Annotated in this window: 11 protein-coding genes, 1 pseudogene and 1 riboswitch; of the genes and pseudogenes, 7 read left to right on the top strand and 5 right to left on the bottom strand. The window is 72.3% G+C overall.

The window, feature by feature from the left end; all coding sequences use genetic code 11:
* The coding region (locus tag AOJ26_RS30580; RefSeq protein ID WP_053851608.1) for a D-alanyl-D-alanine carboxypeptidase family protein at nt 1-1,193 on the top strand (1,193 nt) is incomplete at its 5' end.
* Here AOJ26_RS30580 and AOJ26_RS30575 read toward each other — a convergent pair.
* Nucleotides 1,138-2,049 carry a YihY/virulence factor BrkB family protein gene (locus AOJ26_RS30575; RefSeq protein ID WP_053851604.1) on the bottom strand — a complete coding sequence of 304 codons (912 nt, stop codon included), beginning with the start codon at nt 2,047-2,049 and terminating at the stop codon, nt 1,138-1,140. The two genes, AOJ26_RS30580 and AOJ26_RS30575, sit on opposite strands and share 56 nt — an antisense overlap.
* A 222-nt stretch (nt 2,050-2,271) precedes the next feature.
* Between AOJ26_RS30575 and AOJ26_RS30570 the strand changes: the two are divergent.
* Together AOJ26_RS30570 and AOJ26_RS30565 are read left to right on the top strand one after the other, a co-directional pair.
* Nucleotides 2,272-3,643 (top strand): annotated as a pseudogene (locus tag AOJ26_RS30570) (FAD-binding protein).
* A gap of 95 nt (nt 3,644-3,738) precedes the next feature.
* On the top strand, nt 3,739-4,494 hold the full coding sequence (locus AOJ26_RS30565; protein WP_053851603.1) for a decaprenylphospho-beta-D-erythro-pentofuranosid-2-ulose 2-reductase: 756 nt from the start codon (nt 3,739-3,741) through the stop codon (nt 4,492-4,494).
* A gap of 76 nt (nt 4,495-4,570) precedes the next feature.
* On the opposite strand, the gene AOJ26_RS30560 is transcribed toward AOJ26_RS30565, so the two are convergent.
* Both AOJ26_RS30560 and trpS read right to left on the bottom strand, forming a co-directional pair.
* Nucleotides 4,571-5,155, bottom strand: coding sequence for a 2'-5' RNA ligase family protein (locus AOJ26_RS30560; protein ID WP_053851602.1), 585 nt, complete (start codon nt 5,153-5,155; stop codon nt 4,571-4,573).
* Nucleotides 5,156-5,339: 184 nt separating this feature from the next.
* Entirely contained in the window at nt 5,340-6,353 is a 1,014-nt protein-coding gene (gene trpS / locus AOJ26_RS30555) for a tryptophan--tRNA ligase (protein WP_053851607.1), read from the bottom strand.
* Nucleotides 6,354-6,495: 142 nt separating this feature from the next.
* Between trpS and AOJ26_RS30550 the strand changes: the two genes are divergently transcribed.
* The 4 genes from AOJ26_RS30550 to AOJ26_RS30535 all read left to right on the top strand — a co-directional run bounded on the left by AOJ26_RS30550 (nt 6,496) and on the right by AOJ26_RS30535 (nt 9,304).
* Complete coding sequence (locus tag AOJ26_RS30550) at nt 6,496-7,056, top strand: RNA polymerase sigma factor (protein ID WP_234358711.1); 561 nt, start codon at nt 6,496-6,498, stop codon at nt 7,054-7,056.
* Nucleotides 7,049-7,960, top strand: a complete 912-nt coding sequence (locus AOJ26_RS30545; RefSeq protein WP_053851606.1) for a hypothetical protein — start codon at nt 7,049-7,051, stop codon at nt 7,958-7,960. The genes AOJ26_RS30550 and AOJ26_RS30545 overlap by 8 nt, the downstream gene beginning before the upstream one ends.
* A gap of 157 nt (nt 7,961-8,117) precedes the next feature.
* Nucleotides 8,118-8,777 carry a hypothetical protein gene (locus tag AOJ26_RS30540; protein WP_234358712.1) on the top strand — a complete coding sequence of 220 codons (660 nt, stop codon included), beginning with the start codon at nt 8,118-8,120 and terminating at the stop codon, nt 8,775-8,777.
* A 110-nt stretch (nt 8,778-8,887) separates the two neighbouring features.
* Nucleotides 8,888-9,304 (top strand): hypothetical protein, encoded by a 417-nt coding sequence (locus AOJ26_RS30535; RefSeq protein ID WP_107092853.1) that lies wholly within the window; start codon nt 8,888-8,890, stop codon nt 9,302-9,304.
* A 54-nt stretch (nt 9,305-9,358) separates the two neighbouring features.
* On the opposite strand, the gene AOJ26_RS30530 is transcribed toward AOJ26_RS30535, so the two are convergent.
* Nucleotides 9,359-10,810 (bottom strand): glycine hydroxymethyltransferase, encoded by a 1,452-nt coding sequence (locus AOJ26_RS30530; RefSeq protein ID WP_053851605.1) that lies wholly within the window; start codon nt 10,808-10,810, stop codon nt 9,359-9,361.
* A 41-nt stretch (nt 10,811-10,851) separates the two neighbouring features.
* A riboswitch (ZMP/ZTP riboswitch) is annotated at nt 10,852-10,941 on the bottom strand.
* A gap of 109 nt (nt 10,942-11,050) precedes the next feature.
* Nucleotides 11,051-11,461 (bottom strand): LLM class flavin-dependent oxidoreductase (locus AOJ26_RS30525; RefSeq protein ID WP_159044424.1); only part of this gene is annotated, 411 nt, incomplete at its 5' end.

Genomic DNA, 11,461 nt, shown 5'->3' with positions numbered 1-11,461 from the left:
GCCCCACCCCGAGCGCCTCTCCCAGCGTCACTCCCCCGGCGAGGATGTCGACCGTGGGCGGCGCGCGGCTCGGCCTCGCGGGCACCCAGGTCAATCTCGCGAGCGGGGTCCCGGTGCTGCCGAAGGACATCACCGCGCGGTCCTGGATCGTCACCGACGCCGAGTCCGGCGATGTGCTGGCCTCGCACAACGCGCACTGGCGGCTGCCTCCGGCGAGCACCCTGAAGATGCTGTTCGCGGACACCCTGCTGCCGAAGTTCGCCAGGAACGAGCAGCACAAGGTCGTCCCCTCCGACCTCGCGGGCATCGGCGCCGGCTCCAGCATGGTCGGGATAAAGGAGGGCGAGACGTACACGGTCCACGACCTGTGGCTCGGCGTCTTCCTTCGCTCCGGCAACGACGCGGTGCACGTCCTGTCGGCGATGAACAAGGGCGTCGCCAAGACCGTCGGCGAGATGAACGAGCACGCCGAGGAGCTCCAGGCCCTCGACACGCACGTGGTCAGCCCCGACGGCTACGACGCCCCCGGGCAGGTCTCCTCCGCCTACGACCTGACCCTGTTCGCCCGCTCCGGACTGCAGAAGAAGGACTTCCGCGAGTACTGCTCGACGGTCACCGCGAAGTTCCCCGGCGAGACCAAGAAGAACAAGAAGGGCAAGACGGTCCGCACGCCCTTCGAGATCCAGAACACCAACCGGCTGCTGAGCGGCGACTACGACATCTCGCAGTACCAGGGCATCGCAGGTGTGAAGAACGGCAACACCACCAACGCCGGCGCCACCTTCACCGGTGTCGCCGAGCGCAACGGCAGGGTGCTGCTCGTCACCGTCATGAACCCGTCCAAGGAAGGGCACAACGAGGTCTACAAGGAGACCGCGAAGCTCTTCGACTGGGGCTTCAAGGCGGCCGGCAAGGTGCAGCCGGTGGGTGAGCTGGTGCCGCCGAAGGGCGCCGCGCAGCCGGGGACCTCGGGGCAGGCGGGGGGCGGCTCCGGCGGCTCCGGCCAGTCCGCGGGCCCGGCGGCCTCGGACCAGCCCGTGGCGTCCGCCACGGCCGACGGCGGCTCCCGCGGCATGGAGACGGCCCTCGCGATCGCCGGCGGCCTCCTCGTGCTGCTCGCGGGCGCCGCGTTCCTCGTCAACCGCCGTTGGCCGCTGCCGGATCTGGTACGCCGTCGCTCGTCCCGTCCGTGAGCTCCTGCTCCTTGCTCCCCGTCGCCGTCCACGCGGCGCAGAACAGCACCAGTTTGGCCGTGAAGTTGATCCACAGCAGCAGGGCGACGGGGACGCCGAACGCGCCGTACATGCTCTTCGTCGCCACGCCCTGCATATAGCCGCTCAGCAGCAGCTTCAGCAGCTCGAAGCCGACCGCGCCGGTCAGCGCGGCGACGAACAGCCGGCGGCGCCCCGGCTCGACGCCGGGCAGCAGGGTCAGGACGTACAGCAGGAGCAGGAAGTCGGCGAGCACGGCGATGACGAACGCGGCGGCCTGGAGCAGGGCCCGGCCCGCGCCGCCCTCCTGGAGGCCGAGCTGCCCGCCGATCCAGTCGACCAGCGCGGAGGCGACGGTTGAGATGGCGAGGGTGACCAGGACGGCGCCGCCGAGCCCGACCAGGATGCCCAGGTCCTTGCCCTTGCGCAGGACCGGGTTCTCGTCCTCGTCGGGCAGCTCCCACACCGCGCGCAGGCACTCGCGCATCGAGCCGGCCCAGCCGATGCCGGTGAACAGCAGGGCGGCCGCGGCGATGAGGCCGACGGTGCCGGCGTTCTGCACCAGGTCGTCGATGTTGAGCTGGTCGGAGATGCCGGGGACCTGGTCGGCGATCTTGTCCTGGAGGTCGTTCTGCTGCTTGGTGCTGAGCGTGGCGGCGGCGATCGCGGCGGCCACGGTGAGCACCGGGAACAGCGCGACGAAGCTGGTGAACGTCATCGCGGCGGCCAGCCGGGTCCACTTCACCCGGTCCAGCCGTTCGTACGACCGCCACGCGTGCGTGGCGGTCAGGCGCACCCAGAGGGGCCCGACGACGGGGAGTCTCTTCAGCCAGTCCATGATCGGATCTTGCCCTCCGCGCGGGAGACCGATGTGTGAGTACCCCGAAAACGCGGGACGGCGGGGCCTGCCGTTCAGGTGAGCCGGTGGCCGCGGGTCATCGTGCCGGGCGCGAGCCGGGACCCCGGCATTATTGAGCGACATCCCACTAATCACCCATTTCGGGTAGAGCAGTGATGTTTGCCAACGAATCGCCTCCATAGCGGCGATACGGTCAACGGCATGTCCGTCGACACCGTTCCCGTCACGGGGTGGGGCCGCACCGCCCCCACCGCGGCCCGTCCGATCCGTCTGCGCGGCTACGAGGAGGCCGTGGCCGCCGTCCGGGGCTGCGGGGCCCGCGGCGGCATTCCGAGGGGCCTGGGGCGTGCCTACGGGGACGCGGCGCAGAACGCCGGCGGCGCGGTGTTCGACATGACCGCTCTCAACCGTGTGCACGCGATCGACGCCGAGGGCGGCACCGTGCTGTGCGACGCGGGCGTCTCCCTGCACCGGCTCATGGAGGTGCTGCTGCCTCTCGGCTGGTTCGTGCCGGTGACGCCCGGCACCCGCCACGTCACGGTCGGGGGCGCGATCGGCGCGGACGTGCACGGCGGGAACCACCATGTGTCCGGCTCCTTCTCCCGCCATGTGCTGTCGTTCGAACTCCTCACCGCCGACGGCGAGATCCGCACCGTGCGCCGCGGCACGCCGCTGTTCGACGCGACCACCGGCGGCCTGGGCCTGACCGGGATGATCCTCACTGCCACGGTCCAGCTCCAGCCGGTCGAGACCTCGTTGATGTCGGTCGACACGGAACGCGCGCGGGACCTCGACGACCTGCTGGTCCGGCTGACGACCGGGGACCGCGGATACCGCTACTCGGTCGCCCGGATCGACCTGATGGCGCGCGGGGCCGCGACGGGGCGGGCGGTGCTCACCCGGGGCGACCACGCGCCGCTGGAGGCGCTGGAGAGGCCGGGGCCGCTCGCCGGGGGCGCCCGCGCGCGCAGAGACCCGCTGGCCTTTCGGCCGGGGCGCTTCCCGGCCCCGCCCGCCCTCCTCCCCGAGGGGCTCGTCAACCGCGCGACCGTGGGGCTGTTCAACGAGCTCTGGTACCGGCGGGCGCCCCGCGCGCGTACCGGCCGGCTGCGGAGGATCTCCGCGTTCTTCCACCCCTTGGACGGCGTGCCCCACTGGAACCGGCTCTACGGCCGCGGCGGCGTCGTGCAGTACCAGTTCGTCGTCGGGCACGGGCAGGAGGAGGCCCTGCACCGGATCGTGCGGCGGATCTCCGGGAGGCGGTGCCCGTCGTTCCTCCGTCCTCAAGCGGTTCGGGGACGCCGGCCCAGGATGGCTCTCCTTCCCGGTGCCCGGCTGGACCCTGGCCCTGGACGTCCCGGCCGCCCTGCCGGGCCTCGGCGCCCTCCTCGACGAGCTGGACGAGGAGGTGGCCGCGGCCGGCGGGCGGGTCTGCGTCGCCAAGGACTCCCGGCTGCGGCCGGAGCTGCTCGCCGCGATGTACCCGCGCGTCGACGACTTCCGCGCGCTGCGCGCGGAGCTGGACCCGCGCGGGGTGTTCACCTCCGACCTGTCCCGCCGTCTCACCCTCTGAGGCCGCCGCACGACCCGGCCGAGTCCGCCGCGCGACCCGGCCCGCCCGTACGACCCGGGCCACCGCACAACCCAGGCCCTCCCAAGGAGCTGCTCGTGAAGGACGCCTTCGGCATCCCCCAGTCCCTGCTCGTCCTCGGCGGCACGTCCGAGATCGCACTGGCCACCGTCCGCCGGCTCGTCGTCCGTCGCACCCGCACGGTGTGGCTGGCGGGGCGCCCCTCCCCCGGCCTGGAGTCGGCGGCCGCGGAACTGCGCGCCCTGGGGGCCGAGGTCCGCACCGTCGCCTTCGACGCGCTGGCCCCCGAGTCGCACGAGGCGGTGCTCGGCAAGGTGTTCGCCGAGGGCGACATCGACATGGTGCTGCTCGCCTTCGGGATCCTCGGCGACCAGGCCCACGACGAGCGCGAGCCGCTCGCCGCGGTGCGGGTGGCGCAGACCAACTACACGGGCGCCGTCTCGGCCGGCCTGGTGTCCGCGCGCGCGTTGCAGGCCCAGGGGCACGGCTCGCTCGTCGTGCTGTCCTCCGTCGCAGGCGAGCGTGCCCGCCGCGCCGACTTCATCTACGGCTCCAGCAAGGCCGGCCTGGACGTCTTCGCGCAGGGGCTGGGCGACGCCCTGCACGGCACGGGCGTGCACGTGATGGTCGTACGGCCGGGGTTCGTGCGCTCGCGGATGACCGCGGGTCTGGAGGAGGCGCCCTTCGCGACCACTCCGGAGGCCGTGGCGGCGGCCGTCGAGCTGGGTCTGCGGCGCCGCTCGGAGACGGTGTGGGTGCCGGGAGCGCTGCGCGTGGTGATGTCGGCGGTGCGGCACGCGCCGCGGGCGCTGTTCCGGCGGCTGCCGCTGTAGGTGCGGGTATGGCCGATGGCCGCTGTAACTCGGGGTATGGCCGGTGAGAGCGCGGTGTCGGCGGCTGTACCTGGAGTTACAACTGGCTCGTGGGCAGGGAGCCGCGCTCCACGTGCCCCGCCTGGGGCGGCACGACGGATCCCCCGAAGGGGAACTCGCGCAGCTTGCGCCACACCCCGTCGGCGCCCTGCTCGTAGAGCGCGAAGCCGGTGCAGGGCCACTCGGCCTCGAAGTCGCCGAGCTCCTCGAAGGCGCGGTCCATGGCCGCCTCGTCGATGCCGTGGGCGACCGTGACGTGCGGGTGGTACGGGAACTGGAGTTCCCGCGCGACCGGCCCGGAGGCGTCACGGACCTGCTTCTGGAGCCAGGTGCAGGCCTCGGCGCCCTGGACGACCTGGACGAAGACGACGGGTGACAGCGGCCGGAAGGTGCCGGTGCCGGACAGCTTCATCGGGAACGGCCGGCCCGCCGCGGCGACCTCGGTGAGGTGCGCCTCGATCGCGGTCAGCGCGGTGTCCGCGACCTCCGTGGGCGGCAGCAGGGTGACGTGGGTGGGGATGCCGTGAGCCGCGGCGTCGCCGAAGCCCGCGCGCCGCTCCTGGAGCAGGCTGCCGTGAGGCTCCGGGACCGCGATCGACACACCGATCGTTACGGTCCCCACGTCGTCTCCTGTTCGTCCCGGTCGTCCTGTCGGACTGGTTCCCAGCCGTCCGGCTATCGACTGTACGGCCACGGCTGTGCTGTGGGCAGGCGCAGGCATAGTGATGTGCAGCGCTCTGCCCGGTGGTGCTGGTGTGCGGTGGTACGCCCGGTGCCCGCGCGGCCGGTGCCGGCGGGCGGGGCGGTCAGTGCTTGGCGGGCAGGAAGCCGACCTTCTCGTACGTCTGGGACAGGGTCTCCGCGGCCACCGCGCGGGCCTTCTCCGCGCCCTTGGCCAGGATCGAGTCCAGCGTCTCCGGGTCGTCCAGGTACTGCTGGGTCCGCTCCCGGAACGGCGTGACGAACTCGACGACGACCTCGGCGAGGTCCGTCTTGAGCGCGCCGTAGAGCTTGCCCTCGTACTGCTGCTCCAGCTCCGGGACGCTCGTGCCGGTCAGGGTCGAGTAGATGGTGAGCAGGTTGCTGACGCCCGGCTTGTTCTCGACGTCGTAGCGGATGACGGTGTCGGTGTCCGTGACCGCGCTCTTGACCTTCTTGGCGGTGGTCTTCGGCTCGTCGAGGAGGTTGATGAGGCCCTTCGGCGTGGACGCCGACTTGCTCATCTTGATCGACGGGTCCTGGAGGTCGTAGATCTTCGCCGTCTCCTTGAGGATGTACGGCTTCGGGATCGTGAAGGTCTCGCCGAAGCGGCCGTTGAAGCGCGTGGCGAGGTCGCGGGTCAGCTCGACGTGCTGACGCTGGTCCTCGCCCACCGGGACCTCGTTGGCCTGGTAGAGCAGGATGTCCGCGACCTGGAGGATCGGGTAGGTGAACAGGCCGACGCTCGCGCTGTCGGCGCCCTGCCGGGCGGACTTGTCCTTGAACTGGGTCATGCGGGAGGCCTCGCCGAAGCCCGTGAGGCAGTTCATGACCCAGGCGAGCTGGGCGTGCTCGGGGACGTGGCTCTGGACGAAGAGCGTGCAGCGCTCCGGGTCGAGGCCCGCGGCGAGGAGCTGGGCCGCGGCAAGGCGGGTGTTGGCCGTGAGCTCCTTCGGGTCCTGCGGAACCGTGATCGCGTGCAGGTCCACGACCATGTAGAACGCGTCGTGGGACTCCTGCAGGGCCACCCACTGGCGGACGGCGCCGAGGTAGTTGCCGAGGTGGAACGAGCCTGCGGTGGGCTGGATTCCGGAGAGCACACGGGGTCGGTCAGAGGCCATGCGCACCATTCTCTCAGGTGCCGGGGGCCGATCCGGAACCAGTCGGAAACAGATGTGCCACGGGTGGGAACCGATTCGGTCCGGGCGGTGTACCCATCATGTGAGGACGCGGGAGGGGGGCCGCATCGTCGATGAGGCCGCGGTGATCGCACGCGTACGCGCCGGAGAGCCGGAGGCGTACGCGGAGCTGGTGCGGGCCCATACGGGCCTGGCCCTGCGAGCGGCCGCGGCGCTCGGGGCGGGTGCGGACGCGGAGGACGTGGTGCAGCAGGCCTTCGTCAAGGCGTACTGCTCGCTGGGCCGCTTCAAGGAGGGCTCGGCGTTCAAGCCGTGGTTCATGTCCATCGTGGCCAATGAGACGAGGAACACAGTGCGCACGGCCGCCCGGCGGCGCACGCTCGTCGGCCGCGAGGCGGCCTTCGTGGAGGCCGAGCCGCTGATACCGGAGTCGGCGGACCCCGCGACGGCGGCCGTGGAGATAGAGCGCCGCGCCGCGCTGGAGGCCGCGCTGAGGAAGCTGAGCGAGGAGCACCGCCTGGTCGTCACCTACCGCTATCTGCTGGAGATGGACGAGTCCGAGACGGCCCAGGCCCTGGGCTGGCCCCGGGGGACGGTGAAGTCCCGGCTGAACCGCGCGCTGCGCAAGCTCGGCAAGCTGCTGCCCGAGTTCGAGCCCCGGGAAGGGGGTGATGAGCGTGAGTGAGTCCTACGGCGGTGAGGGCCCCGGCGAGGAGGCCCGCGAGCGGGCGTCCGGACTGCCCGAGGAGCTGCGGGCGCTCGGGCGTTCGCTGGACGCTCCGGGGGCGGACGGGACCGAGTCGATGGTGGAGCGGGTCCTGGAGCAGATACTCGCCGAGCGGCTGCCGGTCCCGGCGGCCCGGGCGGCGGGGCCCGGTGAGCGGCTGCGGGCGGTACGGCGATGGGCGCGGGCGCGGTGGCGTTCGCTGGCCGCGGCCCTGTGCGGGCTGCTGGCGGTGCTCGCGCTCACGCCTCCGGTGCGGGCGGCGGTCCTGGACTGGTTCGACTTCGGCGGGGTCGAGGTGCGGTACGACCCGTCGGCGGTGCCCTCGCCGGGCGCGCAGGTCCCCGGCTGCGGGCGCTCGCTCTCGTTGGCGCAGGCCGAGCGGCGGGCGGGGTTCGAGCCTCTGGTGCCGACCGCGCTCGGGACGCCGGACGCGGTGACGGTGACGGCCGAGCCGCGGGGGCGGTCCCTCATGAGCCTGTGCTGGCGGGAGCGGGGGCGCACCGTCCGGCTGGACGAGTACCCGGCGCGGCTGGACATCGGCTTCGCCAAGAGGGTGCGGGAGCAGCCGGAGTGGCTCTCGCTGCACGAGGACGCCGCGGATCCCGGGGCGGTCGACGACACGGCTCTGTGGTTCCCGCGGCCCCACCTGCTGAGTCTCTGGCTGGTGGACGCGGCCGGCTCCTACACCCGCGAGAAGCGGACCGCTGGACCGACGCTGCTGTGGACGCACCGGTCGGACGTCCTGGGCGGGGCGGAGGTGACGCTGCGGCTGGAGGGGGTCGCGTCGAAGGCGCGGGCGGTGGAGATCGCGCAGTCCCTCGGCGGACCGCAGGGCGAGGGCGCCGGGAAGTCCTCGGACTAGTGCCGGCCGAGTGGGAACCCCGCCGGGCCGGGCGGTGTACCAGAAGTGACACGCGGCTCGCGGACGGGCCGCACGGGATCGTCTGTGGGGGGTCGACATGAGGAGCAGCACGGGTGGACTGAGGGGCCGTTGTCGTGAACTGGCGGCGGGGGCAGGTGTGTTGACGGCTGTGCTCGCCGTGTCGGTGTGGGGTGCGCCGTCCGCGTCGGCGGGCGGGCCGACGAGCGTGCTGGTGGTCTCACCGGAGAGCGCGGAGACGGCGTCGCTGTACTGCTCCGACGAGAAGTACGGCGAGCTGGAGCGGCTGCTCGGCCCTTCGAGCGCGGGCACCCGCACCAAGCCGCCCGAGGCGAATCTGCTCGCCGCCCGACAGATCAACGTCACTTGGATGGCGCACGACGTCTCACCGTGGCGGCTGGACCAGGTCTTTCCGCTGGCCGACGGGGACCAGGTGTGGATACACACCGCGGCGAACGTTCCGGAGACGGTGAACGGTTATTGGCACCGCACGAAGAACCCCGCCCGACTGCGCGCCCTGCTGGCGGACCTGGGCGTGATGGGCAAGGTGTCCGGCGAGGGCCACGCCATCTTTCCCGCCCCTGCGGAGGAGCCGGTGGACGACGCGGGGGCGGGGGACACGGAGACGTCCGCGACCCCGTCCTCCGCCGCGGACGCCGGCACCGGGTGGTGGTGGGCGCTTCCGGGCCTGGCTGCCGGGGCGGTACTGGCGTGGGTACTGCGGCCGTTCGCGCCGCGGAAGCCGTGGGAGCGGCTGCGAGGAGAGCCGGGGCCGCGCCAGGAACTGCGCGACGTGTGACGAAAGGACGTGCTCGCGAGCTTGAGGAAGCGAGGCCGAGTCGATCGAGGGGGATGACAGTGCGGAGCAGACTCGCATTACTCAGGCACACACCAGGCAGGTCGCTCGCGGTGTTCGCACCGTTGGTCGCGGCGGTGACCGTGCTCGCGGCGCCCGCGGCCGCTGCGGCGACACAGCCGGCCGGAGAGGCGGGCCTGGACAGGTCCGACCAGGCCATGATCGTCCGGGTGCGCTCGGATCCGGCGCCGGAGCGGGAGGACGACGACGTGCACCGGGTTCCGCGGGAGGTCTTCGACCGGCTGGACCGGGCGGGCCCGGCGGGACTTGCCGGCGGTGCCGGGGAGGGGCCGGGCGCGGAGACCGAGCGGCCGGAGGGACCGGACCACGGCGTGTGGTGGGCGGTGCCGGGGCTCGTCGTGGGGTTCGCGGCGGGGATCGGCGGCACGCGACTGATACGCCGCGCGGCGGCCGGGCCGGGAGCCGGACCGCCGCGGGACGAACCACGACAGGAACTCATCGATCTCTAGGAGTCATCCGGTCCAGGAGCCACCGGTCTTTGACAACTCAAGAGAGGACGCGGGTCAGCCGAGGTCGACCTCCGGGTACAGCGGGAAGCCCGCCACGAGGTCGGTGGCCCGGTGGGAGATCTCCTCGGCGACCTTCGGGTCCAGGACGTGCTGGGCCTTGGAGGGAGCGCCCTTGCTGGTGGTGCCGGGCTCCGTGGTGGTGAGGACGCGGTCGATGAGACCGGCGACCTCGTCCATCTCCGCGGTGCCGAGGCCCCGGGTGGTCAGGGCGGGGGTGCCGATGCGGATGCCGGAGGTGTACCAGGCGCCGTTGGGGTCGGCCGGGATGGCGTTGCGGTTGGTGACGATGCCCGACTCCAGCAGGGCCGCCTCGGCCTGGCGGCCGGTGAGGCCGTAGGAGGAGGCCACGTCGATCAGGTTGAGGTGGTTGTCGGTACCGCCGGTGACCAGAGTGGCGCCCCGGCGCATCAGGCCTTCCGCGAGGGCGCGGGAGTTGTCGACGATCCGCTGGGCGTAGTCCTGGAAGGAGGGCTGCCGGGCCTCGGCGAGGGCGACGGCCTTGGCGGCCATGACGTGCGGGAGGGGGCCGCCGAGGACCATCGGGCAGCCGCGGTCGACCTGGTCCTTGAGGGAGTCGTCGCACAGCACCATGCCGCCGCGCGGGCCGCGCAGGGACTTGTGGGTGGTGGTGGTGACGATCTGGGCGTGCGGCACCGGGTCGAAGTCGCCGGTGAGGACCTTGCCGGCGACGAGACCGGCGAAGTGGGCCATGTCGACCATGAGCGTGGCGCCGACCTCGTCGGCGATCTCGCGCATGATCCGGAAGTTCACCAGCCGCGGGTAGGCCGAGTAGCCGGCGACGATGATCAGCGGCTTGAACTCACGGGCCGAGGCGCGCAGGGCGTCGTAGTCGACGAGGCCGGTGGCCGGGTCGGTGCCGTAGGAGCGCTGGTTGAACATCTTGCCGGAGATGTTGGGGCGGAAGCCGTGGGTGAGGTGGCCGCCGGCGTCCAGGGACATGCCGAGCATGCGCTGGTTGCCGAAGGCCTGGCGGAGCTCGGCCCAGTCGGCGTCGGAGAGGTCGTTGACCTGACGGACGCCGGCCTTCTCCAGGGCCGGGACCTCGACGCGCTGGGCGAGGACGGACCAGAAGGCGACGAGGTTGGCGTCGATGCCGGAGTGGGGCTGGACGTAGGCGTGACGGGCGCCGAAGAGCTCCTTGGCGTGCTCGGCGGCCAGGGACTCGACGGTGTCGACGTTGCGGCAGCCGGCGTAGAAGCGGCGGCCGACGGTGCCCTCGGCGTACTTGTCGCTGAACCAGTTGCCCATCGCGAGGAGGGTGGCCGGGGAGGCGTAGTTCTCGGAGGCGATCAGCTTGAGCATCTCGCGCTGGTCGTGGACTTCCTGGCCGATGGCGTCGGCGACGCGCGGCTCGACGGCGCGGATCACGTCGAGGGCGGCGCGGAAGGCCGTGGACTCGGGGGACAGGGGCTGCTGCTCTGACATGGCGGCCTCCGGGCTGCGTGGCTTGAAGCGGTCACGGTTCACGGTTCGGCCCAGGCGCACGGCACTTGGTCACTCACAGGCCGCTCCCTGATGGTCCGTCCCATCCCAGCGCGCCAGTCACGGCCTGTCGGCCAGCCTACCGGGCACGTCGGAGGGCACCCGTGCGGCGTCCACCATGCGAGCGACGGCTTCGAGGCCGGGCCGCGGGGTCCGGTCCTCGAAGCCGTGGCGAGGTGAAGGTCAGAACAGGGTGTCGGCGAGGCGGTCGACCTGGTCGGCGTCCGAGGCCCAGCAGTAGAGCATCACCTCGTCGGCACCGATGCCGAAGTAGGCGTCGACGGTTTCCCGGATCTGCCGCGGTGTGGTGAGCAGGCCGGCCTCCATGTACGCGACGTGGCCGCTGAAGGCGTAGTAGTCACGCAGGTTGCGAAGGGCCCGCTCCTGGGTGCTGTCCGGGCCGAGCACGACGTTCGCCTGGGCGACCAGGCGGGGGCGGCCGGTCCGGTCGTGCTTCTGCCAGGCGGTTTCGACGTCGCGGAACAGGTTGGACATGAAGGAGGGCGGCAGCGCGGCGCCGAGGAAGCCGTCGCCGAAGCGGCCGACCCGGTCGAGGGCGGCGGGGGCGAAGCCGCCGAACAGGACCTCGGGGCC

Origin of the sequence: Streptomyces sp. NRRL B-24085, from assembly GCF_001282115.1 — a bacterium.
Lineage (GTDB): Bacteria > Actinomycetota > Actinomycetes > Streptomycetales > Streptomycetaceae > Streptomyces.
The sequence above is the reverse complement of the archived record's forward strand: the minus strand, read 5'-3'. Positions and strand labels throughout refer to the sequence as shown.

Excerpts from the sequence above, each read along its gene's own strand:
- AOJ26_RS30575 (WP_053851604.1), bottom strand. The coding sequence starts at position 2,049 with ATGGACTGGCTGAAGAGACTCCCCGTCGTCGGGCCCCTCTGGGTGCGC.
- trpS (WP_053851607.1), bottom strand. The coding sequence starts at position 6,353 with ATGGCCTCTGACCGACCCCGTGTGCTCTCCGGAATCCAGCCCACCGCA.
- AOJ26_RS30530 (WP_053851605.1), bottom strand. The coding sequence starts at position 10,810 with ATGTCAGAGCAGCAGCCCCTGTCCCCCGAGTCCACGGCCTTCCGCGCC.